The sequence below is a fragment of the Streptomyces sp. AMJ-169 genome, from assembly GCF_055597585.1.
In genome coordinates, this window is the sequence record NZ_JBVLTJ010000001.1 from 710,777 (window position 1) to 723,894 (window position 13,118).

Below are 13,118 nucleotides of genomic sequence, written 5' to 3' on the forward strand. Positions count from 1 at the left end.
CTCCCATCGTCAACGATCACCGTACGCGCCGCATTCCTGTCCCGGGGCTCAAGGTCCGGACCGGTACAGGGCGTCGACCTCTTTCGCACAGGCGTTCTCGATGGCCTTGCGCTTCAGCTTCAGCGACGGGGTCAGCAGCCCGTGCTCCTCGGTGAACGGCTGGGCGAGGATGCGGAACGTGCGGATCGCCTCGGCCTGGGAGACGAGGGTGTTGGCGGCGACGACGGCCCGGCGCACCTCCGCCTCCAAGTCGGCGTCGCGCACCACCTCTTGGAGGTCCGCCCGCGGTTTGCCGCGCATCTCCAGCCAGTGCTCGACGGCCTCGGGGTCGAGGGTGACGAGGGCGGCGACGAAGGGGCGGTCGTTGCCGACGACGATGCACTGGGCGACCAGCGGATGGTCGCGCACCCGCTCCTCCAGCTGGCCGGGCGAGACGCTCTTGCCGCCGGAGGTGACGAGGATCTCCTTCTTGCGGCCGGTCAGCGTGAGGAAGCCGTCCTCGTCGAGGGTGCCGAGGTCGCCGGTGGCGAGCCAGCCGTCGTGCAGGGCCTCGTCGGTCGCCTTGGGGTTGTTGAGGTAGCCCTGGAAGACGTTGTCGCCGCGCAGCCAGACCTCGCCGTCGTCCGCGATGTGCACGGTCATGCCGGGGATGGGCCGGCCGACGCTGCCGTAGCGGGTGCGGCCGGGCGGGTTGGCGCACGCGGCGGCGGTCGACTCGGTGAGGCCGTAGCCCTCGTAGATCTGGACGCCCGCGCCCGCGAAGAACAGGCCGAGGCGGCGGTCCATCGAGGAGCCGCCGGACATCGCGTGCCGCACCTGGCCGCCGAGCGCGGCCCGCATCTTCGCGTACACCAGCTTGTCGAAGAACTGGTGCTGGAGGCGCAGGCCGGCGGAAGGGCCCGGCCCCTTGCCCCAGGCCTTCGCCTCGACGGCGTCCGCGTACGCGACGGCCACCTCGACCGCCTTCTCGAACGGGCCCGACCTGCCCTCGCGTTCGGCGGTGCGGCGGGCGGCGCGGAAGACCTTCTCGAAGATGTACGGGACGGCGAGGAAGAACGTCGGCCGGAACGTCGCGAGGTCCGGCAGCAGGGCTGCGGCGCTCAGCTGCGGCTGATGCCCGAAGCGGACCCGGCCGCGCACCGCCGCGACCTGCACCATCCGGCCGAAGACGTGCGCCAGCGGCAGGATCAGCAGCGTCGCCGCCTCGTCGCCGCGCCGGGAGCGGAAGACCGGCTCCCAGCACTCGATCACGGTGTCCGCCTCGACCATGAAGTTCCCGTGCGTGACCACACAGCCCTTCGGGCGGCCGGTCGTCCCCGAGGTGTAGATGACGCTGGCCACCGAGTCCGGGGTGACGGCCTCGCGGTGGCGGTGCACGACGTCGTCGTCGAGGTGCGCGCCGGCGTCGTACAGCTCCTGGACCGCGCCCGCGTCGAGCTGCCACAGCTCGCGCAGGGCGGGGAGGCGGTCGATGACGGTGGCGATCGTCATCGCGTGGTCCTCGGTCTCGACGACCGCCGCCGTGCACTCGCTGTCGTACAGCATCCAGGCGCACTGCTCGGCGGACGACGTCGGGTAGACGGGGACGACCTGGGCGCCGATCGTCCACAGGGCGTAGTCGAAGAGCGTCCACTCGTAGCGGGTGCGGGACATGATCGCGACGCGGTCGCCGAAGCGGATGCCCCGCGCGAGCAGGCCCTTGGCGAGGGCGAGGACCTCGTCGCGGAACTCGGCGGCGGTCACGTCCCGCCAGCGGCCCGCGGCGTCCTTGCGGCCGAGCGCCACGGCCTTGGGCTCGGCGGCGGCCCGCTGGTAGACGCTGTCGGCGAGGCCGCCGACGGGCGGTGCCAACGGCAACGCAGGGTTGGAGAATTCGCGCACACCCGCACCCCGTTCTGTTTCGCCCCGTCTGTTTCCGGCCGTACGGCGCCGTGAAAGCTACCCCACAGGGAGGCGGGGTGGGAGGGGTCCGCACACCGGGCGGTCCGTCCGTACGGGCCGGGCGGCGGCGGAAATAAGGGGTGCAACGGGAGGGAGCGGGCGCGGAACCGGCGGTTCGGTAAGTTTCGGCGGCCCGATCTCCACGGAATCTGCCCGTGAGCGGGCGCCGGTCAGCGCCGGTGCAGCCGGTCCCCGCCGCTCAGGATCGCCGTGGCCAGCGCGTCGGCGGCGCCGTGCGTGCCGTGCGCGGGGCGGGCGCCGTGCACGAGGACGAAGTCGACGGCGCCCAGCTCCGGCAGCCCGGCCCGCTCGGGGACGCGGACGAGGCCCGGCGGGATCAGGCCCCGGGAGTGCGCCATCACGCCGAGCCCCGCGCGGGCGGCGGCGATCAGGCCGTTCAGGCTGCCGCTGGTGCACGCGATCCGCCACGCCCGGCCCTGGCGCTCCAGCGCTTCGAGGGCGAGGGCGCGGGTGATGCCGGGCGGCGGATACACGATCAGCGGCAGGGGCCGCTCGGGGTCCAGGCGCAGCCGCTCGGCGCCGATCCACACCAGCTCGTCCCGCCACACCGGCTCGCCGCGCGGATCCTCCGGGCGCCGCTTGGCCAGCACCAAGTCCAGCTTCCCGGCGGCCAGTTGCTCGTGCAGCGTGCCGGACAGCTCGACCGTCAGCTCCAGGTCGACCTCCGGGTGGGCGTGCCGGAAGCTCTCCAGGATCTCCGGCAGCCGGGTCAGCACGAAGTCCTCGGACGCCCCGAAGCGCAGCCGGCCGCGCAGCCGGGTGCCGGTGAAGAAGGCGGTCGCCTGCTCGTGCACGGTCAGGATGCGGCGGGCGAAGCCGAGCATGGCCTCGCCGTCCTCGGTCAGCTCCACGGAGTGGGTGTCCCGGGCGAAGAGGGTGCGCCCGGTCGCCGTCTCCAGGCGCCGCACGTGCTGGCTGACGGTGGACTGGCGCAGGCCCAGCCGGCGGGCGGCCTGGGTGAAGCTCAGGGTCTGGGCGACCGCGAGGAAGGTGCGCAGCTGGGCGGGGTCGTACATGCCGGTCATCGTAAAGCGTGATGACAGTGAGAGTGGTGTGACGGATTCCCGATCACGGTGAAGGAGAGGACGATGGAGAGGGGCACTCCAGCCCCGGGAACGTCCTCGCGGGCGTTTCGACGACACCGTACGAAAACAGCACGTCACCGTACGGACACAGCACGTGGAGCACCGTGAAACGCCTGCACTGGCCGTCCTGGATGCCGGTCGACCCCTTCATCGTCCTGCTGCTGTGCACGGTCGGGATCGCCGCGCTCCTCCCGGCGCGGGGCGGCGCGGCGGACGTGGCCTCCGGGGTCTCGACGTGGGCGATCGCCTTCCTCTTCTTCCTCTACGGCGCCCGGCTCTCCACCCGCGAGGCCGTCGACGGGCTGCGCCACTGGCGGCTCCATGTCACCGTCCTGGCCTGCACGTTCGTCGTCTTCCCGCTGCTGGGCCTGGCCGCGCGCGGGCTGGTGCCGACCCTGCTGACCCAGCCGCTGTACGAGGGGCTGCTGTTCCTGACGCTGGTGCCGTCGACCATCCAGTCGTCGATCGCCTTCACGTCGATGGCGCGCGGCAACGTTCCGGCGGCGATCTGCGCGGGCTCCTTCTCCTCGCTGATCGGCATCGTCCTCACCCCGCTGCTGGCGGCGGCGCTGCTCGGCAGCAGCGGCGGCGGGTTCTCCGCGCACTCGCTGCTGGAGATCGTGCTCCAGCTGCTGGTGCCGTTCCTCGCCGGGCAGGTGGCGCGGCGCTGGATCAGCGGGTTCCTGGACCGGCACAAGGTGATCCTCAAGGTCGTCGACCGGGGGTCCATCCTGCTCGTCGTCTACACGGCGTTCAGCGAGGGCATGGTCCAGGGGATCTGGCATCAGGTGAGCCCGGCGCGGCTGGGGGCGCTGATGGGGGTGGAGGCCGTGATCCTCGCGGTGATGCTGGCGCTGACCTGGTACGGAGGGAAGGCGCTGGGGTTCGGGCGGGGGGACCGGGTCGCGATCCAGTTCGCGGGGTCGAAGAAGTCCCTCGCGTCCGGGCTGCCGATGGCGAGTGTGCTGTTCGGGGCGCACGCGTCGCTGGCGGTGCTGCCGTTGATGCTGTTCCACCAGATGCAGTTGATGGTGTGCGCGGTGATCGCCAAGCGGCGGGCGGGGGACGCGGTGGAGGCGCCGGCGGCTGCCGGGGCGCGGGAGCGGGAGGCCGTGGACGCGGTCCGCCGGTGAGGGGGCTTTTTCCGACGCCGGCGGCCTTACGCCGTCGTGGCCGCCCCGCTCAGCACCACCCGCTCCGCGCCCGCGTACACGTTCATCGACGCGCCCCGCAGGAAGCCGACCAGCGTCAGGCCCGTCTCCGCCGCGAGGTCGACGGCCAGGGAGGACGGGGCGGAGACGGCGGCCAGCACCGGGATGCCCGCCATGACGGCCTTCTGCGCCAGCTCGAAGGACGCGCGGCCGGAGACCAGCAAAATGGCGCGGGACAGCGGGAGTTGGCCGCTCTGCAAGGCTCGGCCGACCAGCTTGTCGACGGCGTTGTGCCGGCCCACGTCCTCGCGGACGTCCAGGAGTTCGCCTTCTTCGCTGAAGAGGGCGGCGGCGTGGAGTCCGCCGGTGCGGTCGAAGACCCTTTGCGCCGCGCGGAGTTGATCGGGGAGCGCGGCGAGGAGCGCGGGGTCGACGCGGACCGGGGGCGTGTCGGCGAGGGGCCAGTGGGCCGTCGTACGGACCGCGTCGAGGCTGGCCTTGCCGCAGAGGCCGCAGGACGACGTCGTATAGACGTTCCGTTCGAGGGTGATGTCGGGGAGGGTGACGTGCGGGGAGGTGCGGACGTCCACGACGTTGTAGGTGTTGGAACCTCCCCCAAGCTCTCCGAGCAGGGCGGTACCCCCATCCGTTGCGCCCGCGCAGTAGACGATGTTCTGGAGGTCCCCGGCGTGGGCCAGGACGCCCTCGCTCACGAGGAAGCCGGCGGCCAGGGCGAAGTCGTCGCCCGGGGTGCGCATGGTGATGGCCAGCGGCTTGCCGTTGAGGCGGATCTCCATGGGCTCTTCGGCGACCAGGGTGTCGGGGCGGGACGAGACGGCCCCGTCACGGATGCGGATCACTTTGCGGCGTTCGGTGACTCGTCCCATGCCGTCCATTGTCGCTCATGACCGTTCGGCGCACTCCGGATACCGTTCACCGCATACGGTCGGCACGCGACTTCTCAACTCCCTTGCGCATTCCTACCGTCCCGGATCATGAGTCCCCCCGTAGCACCGCCGGGCTGGAGCCGCTGGCTGGTTCCGCCCGCCGCTCTGTCCGTCCATCTCTCCATCGGCCAGGCCTATGCCTGGAGCGTCTTCAAGCCGCCGCTGGAGTCCGCGCTGGGCCTCAGCGGTACGCAGAGCGCGCTGCCGTTCCAGCTGGCCATCGTCATGCTCGGGCTGTCCGCGGCGTTCGGCGGCACCCTCGTCGAACGCAACGGCCCGCGCTGGGCGATGACCGTCGCCCTGGTCTGCTTCTCCAGCGGTTTCCTGCTGTCGGCGCTCGGCGCCGCGACCGAGCAGTACTGGCTGATCGTGCTCGGTTACGGGTTCGTCGGCGGCATCGGGCTCGGCATCGGGTACATCTCGCCGGTCTCCACGCTGATCAAGTGGTTCCCGGATCGGCCCGGGATGGCGACCGGGATCGCCATCATGGGGTTCGGCGGCGGGGCGCTGATCGCCTCGCCGTGGTCGGCGCAGATGCTGGCGTCGTTCGGCTCGGACAGCAAGGGCATCGCACTGGCGTTCCTCGTGCACGGGCTCTCGTACGCCGTGTTCATGTCGCTCGGGGTGCTGCTGGTGCGGGTGCCGCGCGGGAATACGGGGGAGATTTCCGCCGCCGCGCTCACCGGTCCGCAGGTTTCCGCGAACACCGCTGTGCGGACACCCCAGTTCTGGTGTCTGTGGGTCGTCCTCTGTATGAATGTGACGGCCGGGATCGGCATTCTGGAGAAAGCCGCCCCGATGATCACGGACTTCTTTTCCGGGACCTCCCAGGTGGTGTCCGCGACGGCCGCCGCCGGTTTTGTCGCACTGCTTTCCGCCGCCAATATGGCGGGCCGTATCGGCTGGTCATCGGCCTCCGACCGGATCGGGCGCAAGAACATCTACCGCGTCTATCTGGGCGCCGGGGCAGTGATGTACGCGCTGATAGCGGCTTTCGGCGACTCCTCGAAACCGCTGTTCGTGCTCTGCGCGCTGGTGATCCTTTCCTTCTACGGCGGCGGATTCGCCACCGTGCCCGCCTATCTGAAGGACCTGTTCGGTACCTATCAGGTGGGCGCGATCCACGGGCGGCTGCTGACGGCGTGGTCGACGGCCGGGGTGCTCGGGCCGCTGATCGTCAACTGGATCGCGGACCGGCAGAAGAGCGCCGGGAAACACGGCGCCGATCTGTACGGCGTCTCTTTTCTCATCATGATCGGGCTGCTCGTGATCGGTTTCATCGCCAATGAGCTGGTTCGCCCTGTTCATCCCCGTCATCAGGTAGATGCCCAGAAGGAGGCCGTCGATGTCGGAGCCCGACAAGAGCCCGAGTCCGCCTGACCGCCGGCCGCTGATCGCTTTCGCCTGGCTGTGGGTGGGCGCCCCGCTCGCCTACGGCCTCTATGAACTCGTGCAGAAAGCCACGAAACTCTTTACCGGATAGTTGCCCGCGGCCCGGCGGCGATGGTGGCGCTGAGTTGTTCGGGCGTCCGAGGTTCTGCGGGAAGCCGACAACCGGAGGGCTTTATTCCTGTCACTTCGGCTGTCGCCTACCCGTCAGTCACTGATCAGACTGGGGAATCCCGCTACCCACGGCAACGAGGGGACCCTCAGATGAACGGCTCGCGCATCGCCGCTCTCGGCCACTACCAGCCCGCCAAGGTGCTCACCAACGAGGACCTGGCGGGCATGGTCGACACCAGCGACGAGTGGATCACCTCGCGGGTGGGCATCCGCACCCGCCATATCGCCGGACCCGACGAACCCGTCGACGAGCTCGCCGCGCACGCCGCCGCCAAGGCGCTCGCCACGGCCGGCCTGGTGCCCGCCGACATCGACCTCGTGCTGGTCGCCACCTCCACGGCGATCGACCGCTCGCCGAACATGGCCGCCCGGGTCGCGGCCCGGCTCGGGGTGCCGGGACCGGCCGCGATGGACATCAACGTCGTGTGCGCCGGGTTCACCCACGCCCTCGCGACCGCCGACCACATCGTGCGCGCCGGGGCCGCGCGCCGGGCGCTGGTCATCGGCGCCGACAAGATGTCCGAGGTCGCCGACTGGACCGACCGCACGGTCTGCGTCCTCATGGGCGACGGCGCCGGCGCGGCCGTCGTCGAGGCCGCCGAGACGCCCGGGATCGCGCCCGTGCTGTGGGGCTCGGTGCCGGAGATGAAGCACGCCGTGCGCATCGAGGGGACGCCGCCGCGGTTCGCGCAGGAGGGGCAGAGCGTCTACCGCTGGGCGACGACGCAGCTGCCGCCGCTCGCCCGGCAGGCCTGCGAGCGGGCGGGCGTGACGCCCGAGGAGCTGGCCGCGGTGGTGCTGCACCAGGCGAACCTGCGGATCATCGAGCCGCTCGCGGAGAAGATCGGGGCGGTCAACGCGGTCGTCGCGCGCGATGTCTCCGAGTCCGGGAACACCTCGGCCGCGAGCATTCCGCTGGCCTTCTCCAAGCTGGTCGAGCAGGGGGCGGTCAGGACCGGGGACCCCGTGCTGCTGTTCGGGTTCGGCGGGAACCTGTCGTACGCGGGACAGGTGGTGCGGTGCCCGTGAACCTGTGAGTCCCCGGGTGCGCCGTAGACTGTAGACGAAAGACAATCGATACTGGGCTTTCCGGTGCCGCCGGTCTTCGGCGGGTGCACAGGAGGGGAACCGCGATGTTGTCGACAGGTCTGCCACACGGCTCGGTGCCCCGGCTGGAGCGGCCGGGTCCGCTGCGCGACCGGGTCTACGAGGCGCTGCTCGAACTGATCATCACCCGCGCGCTGCGGCCCGGCCAGCATCTCGTCGAGAGCGAGCTCGCCGGGCACCTCGGGGTGTCGCGGCAGCCGGTGCGTGAGGCGTTGCAGCGGCTGAACAGCGAGGGGTGGGTGGATCTGCGGCCCGCGCAGGGGGCGTTCGTGCACGAGCCGACGGAGGAGGAGGCCGACCAACTCCTCACCGTCCGCACGCTGCTGGAGGCCGAGGCGGCCCGGCTCGCCGCCGCCGCGCCCAGCGAGAGCGGGCTCGCGCGGCTGCGGGAGATCCAGGAGCAGGGGGTCGCGGCCGTGGCCCGGGACGATGTGGATTCCGCCGTCGCCCTCAACGCCCGTTTCCACGCGACCATCATGGAGCTGGCCGGCAACACCGTCCTCGCCGAGCTGGCGGACCAGGTGGAGCGGCGGGTGCGGTGGTACTACACGCCGGTCGCGCGGCAGCGGGGGCAGAAGTCGTGGGACGAGCACAGCGAGCTGATCGCCGCGATCGCCTCCGGGGCGCAGGAGTTGGCGACGCGGTTGATGCGGGAGCATACGGAGCATACGCGGAGCTCGTATCACGAGCGGGAGAAGTGAGGGGCGCCCTGACCGGGGGCTTCTCGGCTGAGCGGCGCCGGCTGAAGGTGCGCCGGCTGAGCGGCGCCGGCTGAAGGGGTGCCCAACTCCCCTCAGGGCAGAGTAGGTTCCTCCCGCGCCCCCGCTATCTGCACCCAGACCCCCATCTCCTGCTGCTCTATCCGCGTGACGGCGGCGGCCAGACAGCGGTCCCGCGTCTCGGGGTCGCCGTAGGGATCGGCGCCGGTGCGGTACAGCCGCCGCTCCGCCTCGACCGCCTCGCGGGCCTGGCTGAAGCGGAGATAGTCGTCCTGCCAGTGGAAGACCGAGCGCAGCCCGGTCAGTACGACGACCACGGCGCCCAGCACCGCCGGGACCTTGGCGTCACCGGGGGCCAGCACCGCCGCCACCGGCACCGCCGCCGCGAACAGCAGCTGGAGCGACTCCGACAGCCGGTAGAAACGGCGGGCCCTGGCCGCCGCCTGCCGGTACCACTCGTACGAGCCGTTCGCGAGGCCCATCGCGTAGCCCGGACCCTCCCCCGCCGCTGTCACCTGCGTCATCCGCGCTCCCCCCGGAACGTCCACGCCGTCTCTGATCTCCAGAGTAGCGGCGGGCACCGACAACGCCACCGCCCTTTCTTTGTCCTCTCAGTGGAGAAAGTGTGCGGCAATCCGTGCACAAGTTCTTCCCAGGTTCGGCGCCCGCTGCTACGTTCCCTTCGAAAGCCCGCGGCGGACGGCCGGGCCGAGGCAGGGAGGGGCACGTGAGACGGATGACCGCACGGCCCGCCAACCCTCACCAGGCCCGCCTGCTGCGGCTGTTGCGCGACAGCGGACCCAACTCCCGGGCCCAGCTGGGTGATCTGGTCGACCTCTCGCGGTCCAAGCTGGCCGTCGAGGTGGACCGGCTGCTGGAGACGGGACTGGTCGTCGCCGACGGCCTCGCCGCCTCCCGGGGCGGACGCCGCTCACACAATGTGCGGCTCAACCCCGAACTCCGTTTCCTGGGCGTCGACATCGGTGCGACCTCGGTCGATGTCGCCGTCACCAACGCCGAGTTGGAGATCCTCGGCCACCTCAACCAACCACTCGACGTCCGGGAGGGGCCGGTCGCCGTCTTCGAGCAAGTCCTCGCCATGACCGCCAAGTTGAGGGCGACCGGGCTGGCCGAAGGCATCGACGGCGCCGGGATCGGCGTACCCGGTCCGGTCCGTTTCCCCGAGGGCGTGCCGGTCGCGCCGCCGATCATGCCGGGCTGGGACGGCTTCCCCGTGCGGGAGGCGCTCAGCCAGGAGCTCGGCTGTCCGGTGATGGTCGACAACGACGTGAACCTGATGGCGATGGGGGAGCAGCACGCCGGGGTGGCCCGGACCGTGGGCGACTTCCTCTGCGTCAAGATCGGCACCGGCATCGGGTGCGGGATCGTCGTCGGCGGCCAGGTCTACCGGGGGACGACCGGCAGCGCGGGCGACATCGGGCACATCCAGGCCGTGCCCGACGGCCGGCCCTGCGCCTGCGGCAACCGGGGCTGTCTGGAGGCCTACTTCAGCGGCGCCGCGCTGGCCAGGGACGCGACGGAGGCGGCCCGGCAGGGGCTGTCCGCCGTCCTCGCCGGCCGGCTCGCCGCGGCCGGCCACCTCACCGCCGTCGACGTGGCCCAGGCCGCCGTCGCCGGGGACACCGTCGCCCAGGAGCTGATCCGGGAGGGCGGCGGCCGGGTCGGCCAGGTCATCGCCGGGCTCGTCTCCTTCTTCAACCCCGGCCTGGTGGTGATCGGCGGCGGGGTGACCGGCCTCGGCCACACCCTGCTCGCCGCGATCCGCACCCAGGTCTACCGCCAGTCGCTGCCGCTCGCCACCGGCAACCTCCCCATCGTCCTGGGGGAGCTGGGACCCACCGCCGGGGTGATCGGGGCGGCGCGGCTGATCAGCGATCACTTGTTCTCGCCCGCTTAGAGCCGCAGGTCCAGCGCCAACCGCCTTGTCCAGCACGCCTGTTCAGCTCGGGCGCGCCCGTATGGAGCGCCCTCGCCCCAGCACGCCCTGAAACCGGCCCCGCATGTCCGCCGAGGGGAAACATGGCACCACAACCACCGCTGCTCACCATGTCCGGCATCACCAAGTCGTTCCCCGGAGTCCGGGCCCTGGACGGCGTCGACCTCGACGTCCAGGCCGGTGAAGTGCACTGTCTGCTGGGCCAGAACGGCGCCGGGAAGTCCACCCTCATCAAGATCCTGGCCGGCGCCCACCAGCCCGACGGCGGCGAGATCCGCTGGCGCGGCGAGCCGGTCGCCCTGCGCTCGCCGGTCGCCGCGATGCGCCTCGGCGTCGCCACCATCTACCAGGAACTCGACCTGGTGGAGCACCTGTCGGTGGCCGAGAACGTCTACCTCGGCCATGAACCGACGGCCGCCGGGTTCGTCGTGCGCAGGAAGAGCGCGCAGACCTCAACCGCCGCCCTGCTGAAGCGACTCGGGCATCCCGAGGTCGATCCGGGGCGGCTGGTGGGGGAGTTGTCGGCGGCGCACCGGCAGATCGTCTCCATGGCGCGGGCGTTGTCGCACGACGTGCGGCTGATCGTGATGGACGAACCGTCGGCCGCGCTCGACCCCGACGAGGTCGACAACCTCTTCCGGATCGTCGGCGCGCTCACCGCGGCCGGGGTCGCCGTCGTGTACATCTCGCACCGGCTGGAGGAGATCCGGCGGATCGGCGACCGGGTGACGGTGCTGAAGGACGGCCGGGCCGTCGCGGGCGGGCTGCCCGCCAAGTCGACGCCCACCCAAGAGGTCGTCGCGCTGATGACGGGCCGCAGCGTCCCGTACGTCTTCCCGCCCCGGCCCGAGCGGCCGGCCGCCGGACCGCCGGTGCTGAAGGTCCAAGGGCTCGCCAGGCAAGGGGAGTTCGAGGCCGTCGACCTGGAGGTGCGGGCCGGGGAGATCGTCGGACTCGCCGGGCTCGTCGGCTCCGGGCGCTCGGAGATCCTGGAGACCGTGTACGGGGCGCGCCGGCCGAGCGCCGGTCAAGTCCTCGTCGACGGGCGGCCGTTGAAGCCGGGGAGCGTACCCGCCGCCGTCCGCGCCGGGCTCGGGCTGGCCCCCGAGGAGCGCAAGGCGCAGGCGCTGCTGATGCTCCAGTCCGTCACCGGAAACGTCTCCGTCTCCTCCCTCTCCCGCTTCGCGCGGGCCGGCTGGATCGACCGGGGCGCCGAGCGGGGGGCGGCGCGGGCGGCGACCCGTGAACTCTCCCTGCGGCCCGACGATCCGTCGGTCGCCGTGCGCACGCTCTCCGGCGGCAACCAGCAGAAGGCGGTGCTCGCGCGCTGGCTGCTGCGCGGCTGCAAGGTGCTGCTCCTGGACGAGCCGACGCGCGGCGTCGACGTCGGAGCGCGCGCCGAACTCTACGCCGTCGTACGGCGGTTGGCGGCCGAAGGGCTCGCCGTGCTGCTGGTCTCCAGTGAGGTCCCCGAGGTGCTCGGCCTCGCCGACCGCGTCCTGGTCCTGCGCGAGGGCCGCGTCGTCCATCAGGCGCCCGCCCGCGAACTCGACGAACACCGTGTCCTCGACCTCGTCATGGAAGGAAGCCCCGCGTCATGACGCAGCCCGTCTCCCCGCCGCGAGGCAGCACCGGCAAGATGCCCGCGACGTCCCAAGTCCCGCTCTGGAAGGGCCTGTTGGCCCGCACCGACGTGCGTACGCTGTCCCTGGTCGGGGTGCTCGCCGTCCTCGTCGTGATCGGCGGGATCACCAAGCCCGACGAGTTCCTCGACACCCGCAACCTCCAACTCGTCCTCACCCAGGCCTCGGTGATCGGTGTCGTCACCGTCGGCATGACCTTCGTCATCACCTCCGGCGGCATCGACCTGTCGGTCGGCGCGATCGTCGCCCTGGCCTCCGTATGGGCGACGACGGTCGCCACCCAGGAGTACGGCTTCCTCGGCATCCTCTTCACGGCGGTGGTCGTCGGGGTCGGCTGCGGACTCGTCAACGGCCTGCTCGTCGCGTACGGCGCGATGGTCCCCTTCATCGCCACACTCGCCATGCTGGCCTCGGCGCGCGGGCTCGCCCTCCAGATCACCGACGGGCGCACGCAGATCGTCACCGTCGACGGGGTGCTGAAGCTCGGCGAGCGCGACTCCTACGTCCTCGGCATCCCGCCGCTCGTCCTCGTCTTCGCACTCGTGACGATTCTGGGCTGGCTGGTGCTGAACCGGACCACCTTCGGGCGGCGCACCCTCGCCGTCGGCGGCAACCCGGAGGCGGCGCGGCTCGCCGGCATCGACGTCCGCCGCCAGCGGCTGTACCTCTACCTGCTGTCCGGGCTCGCCTGCGGCATCGCCGCCTTCATGCTGATCATCCTGTCCGGGTCGGGCCAGAACACCAACGGCAACCTCTACGAACTCGATGCCATCGCCGCCGCGATCATCGGCGGCACCCTGCTCAGCGGGGGGCGCGGCACCATCACCGGGTCCGTGCTCGGCGTCCTGATCTTCACCACGATCACCAACATCTTCGCCCTGAACAACCTCCAGAGCGACGTCCAGCAGATCGCCAAGGGCGCGATCATCGTCGCCGCCGTACTGGTCCAGCGCCGTAGCGCGCACTCCGTCTGAGGGACGGGCC

At 71.5% G+C, this 13,118-nt stretch carries 12 protein-coding genes; 8 read left to right on the forward strand and 4 right to left on the reverse strand.

Features of this window, described 5'->3' with window-relative positions; genetic code table 11:
* Positions 1–48 precede the first annotated feature (48 nt).
* Together ACYUD3_RS03000 and ACYUD3_RS03005 are read right to left on the reverse strand one after the other, a co-directional pair.
* Positions 49–1,881 (reverse strand): AMP-dependent synthetase/ligase, encoded by a 1,833-nt coding sequence (locus ACYUD3_RS03000; RefSeq protein ID WP_470962983.1) that lies wholly within the window; start codon positions 1,879–1,881, stop codon positions 49–51.
* Between the two features lie 230 nt (positions 1,882–2,111).
* A complete protein-coding gene (locus ACYUD3_RS03005) occupies positions 2,112–2,978 on the reverse strand; it encodes a LysR substrate-binding domain-containing protein (RefSeq protein ID WP_470962986.1) in 867 nt (288 codons plus the stop codon).
* Positions 2,979–3,151: 173 nt separating this feature from the next.
* Here ACYUD3_RS03005 and ACYUD3_RS03010 point away from each other — a divergent pair, with 173 nt between their 5' ends.
* A complete protein-coding gene (locus ACYUD3_RS03010) occupies positions 3,152–4,180 on the forward strand; it encodes a bile acid:sodium symporter family protein (protein WP_470962989.1) in 1,029 nt (342 codons plus the stop codon).
* Between the two features lie 26 nt (positions 4,181–4,206).
* Here the strand turns inward: ACYUD3_RS03010 and fdhD are convergent, their stop codons facing one another.
* The gene (gene fdhD / locus ACYUD3_RS03015; RefSeq protein WP_470962992.1) at positions 4,207–5,085 is read right to left on the reverse strand and encodes a formate dehydrogenase accessory sulfurtransferase FdhD; all 879 of its coding nucleotides are present in this window, start codon (positions 5,083–5,085) and stop codon (positions 4,207–4,209) included.
* A gap of 108 nt (positions 5,086–5,193) precedes the next feature.
* Here fdhD and ACYUD3_RS03020 point away from each other — a divergent pair, with 108 nt between their 5' ends.
* From ACYUD3_RS03020 to ACYUD3_RS03035, 4 genes are all read left to right on the forward strand, one after another.
* Positions 5,194–6,525 carry an OFA family MFS transporter gene (locus ACYUD3_RS03020; RefSeq protein ID WP_470962995.1) on the forward strand — a complete coding sequence of 444 codons (1,332 nt, stop codon included), beginning with the start codon at positions 5,194–5,196 and terminating at the stop codon, positions 6,523–6,525.
* Positions 6,491–6,628 (forward strand): MFS transporter small subunit, encoded by a 138-nt coding sequence (locus ACYUD3_RS03025; RefSeq protein ID WP_470962997.1) that lies wholly within the window; start codon positions 6,491–6,493, stop codon positions 6,626–6,628. The genes ACYUD3_RS03020 and ACYUD3_RS03025 overlap by 35 nt, the downstream gene beginning before the upstream one ends.
* A gap of 170 nt (positions 6,629–6,798) precedes the next feature.
* The gene (locus ACYUD3_RS03030) at positions 6,799–7,737 is read left to right on the forward strand and encodes a beta-ketoacyl-ACP synthase III (RefSeq protein WP_470962999.1); all 939 of its coding nucleotides are present in this window, start codon (positions 6,799–6,801) and stop codon (positions 7,735–7,737) included.
* Positions 7,738–7,841: 104 nt separating this feature from the next.
* A complete protein-coding gene (locus tag ACYUD3_RS03035) occupies positions 7,842–8,516 on the forward strand; it encodes a GntR family transcriptional regulator (RefSeq protein WP_470963002.1) in 675 nt (224 codons plus the stop codon).
* A 92-nt stretch (positions 8,517–8,608) separates the two neighbouring features.
* On the opposite strand, the gene ACYUD3_RS03040 is transcribed toward ACYUD3_RS03035, so the two are convergent.
* Positions 8,609–9,058: a DUF4231 domain-containing protein gene (locus ACYUD3_RS03040; protein WP_470963005.1), complete on the reverse strand. Its 450-nt coding sequence runs from the start codon at positions 9,056–9,058 to the stop codon at positions 8,609–8,611.
* Between the two features lie 212 nt (positions 9,059–9,270).
* Between ACYUD3_RS03040 and ACYUD3_RS03045 the strand changes: the two genes are divergently transcribed.
* The 3 genes from ACYUD3_RS03045 to ACYUD3_RS03055 all read left to right on the forward strand — a co-directional run bounded on the left by ACYUD3_RS03045 (position 9,271) and on the right by ACYUD3_RS03055 (position 13,108).
* Positions 9,271–10,452, forward strand: a complete 1,182-nt coding sequence (locus ACYUD3_RS03045) for an ROK family transcriptional regulator (protein ID WP_470963935.1) — start codon at positions 9,271–9,273, stop codon at positions 10,450–10,452.
* Between the two features lie 122 nt (positions 10,453–10,574).
* Positions 10,575–12,092, forward strand: coding sequence for a sugar ABC transporter ATP-binding protein (locus ACYUD3_RS03050; protein ID WP_470963008.1), 1,518 nt, complete (start codon positions 10,575–10,577; stop codon positions 12,090–12,092).
* Positions 12,089–13,108: an ABC transporter permease gene (locus tag ACYUD3_RS03055; RefSeq protein ID WP_470963011.1), complete on the forward strand. Its 1,020-nt coding sequence runs from the start codon at positions 12,089–12,091 to the stop codon at positions 13,106–13,108. Before ACYUD3_RS03050 ends, ACYUD3_RS03055 begins: the two co-directional genes overlap by 4 nt.
* The last annotated feature ends 10 nt before the right edge of the window (positions 13,109–13,118 follow it).

What these genes read in the sequence shown, in the direction of transcription:
- ACYUD3_RS03005 (WP_470962986.1), bottom strand. Translation starts at nt 2,978, where the DNA reads ATGTACGACCCCGCCCAGCTGCGCACCTTCCTCGCGGTCGCCCAGACC.
- fdhD (WP_470962992.1), bottom strand. Translation starts at nt 5,085, where the DNA reads ATGGGACGAGTCACCGAACGCCGCAAAGTGATCCGCATCCGTGACGGG.
- ACYUD3_RS03020 (WP_470962995.1), top strand. Translation starts at nt 5,194, where the DNA reads ATGAGTCCCCCCGTAGCACCGCCGGGCTGGAGCCGCTGGCTGGTTCCG.
- ACYUD3_RS03025 (WP_470962997.1), top strand. Translation starts at nt 6,491, where the DNA reads ATGTCGGAGCCCGACAAGAGCCCGAGTCCGCCTGACCGCCGGCCGCTG.
- ACYUD3_RS03030 (WP_470962999.1), top strand. Translation starts at nt 6,799, where the DNA reads ATGAACGGCTCGCGCATCGCCGCTCTCGGCCACTACCAGCCCGCCAAG.
- ACYUD3_RS03035 (WP_470963002.1), top strand. Translation starts at nt 7,842, where the DNA reads ATGTTGTCGACAGGTCTGCCACACGGCTCGGTGCCCCGGCTGGAGCGG.
- ACYUD3_RS03040 (WP_470963005.1), bottom strand. Translation starts at nt 9,058, where the DNA reads ATGACGCAGGTGACAGCGGCGGGGGAGGGTCCGGGCTACGCGATGGGC.
- ACYUD3_RS03045 (WP_470963935.1), top strand. Translation starts at nt 9,271, where the DNA reads ATGACCGCACGGCCCGCCAACCCTCACCAGGCCCGCCTGCTGCGGCTG.
- ACYUD3_RS03050 (WP_470963008.1), top strand. Translation starts at nt 10,575, where the DNA reads ATGGCACCACAACCACCGCTGCTCACCATGTCCGGCATCACCAAGTCG.
- ACYUD3_RS03055 (WP_470963011.1), top strand. Translation starts at nt 12,089, where the DNA reads ATGACGCAGCCCGTCTCCCCGCCGCGAGGCAGCACCGGCAAGATGCCC.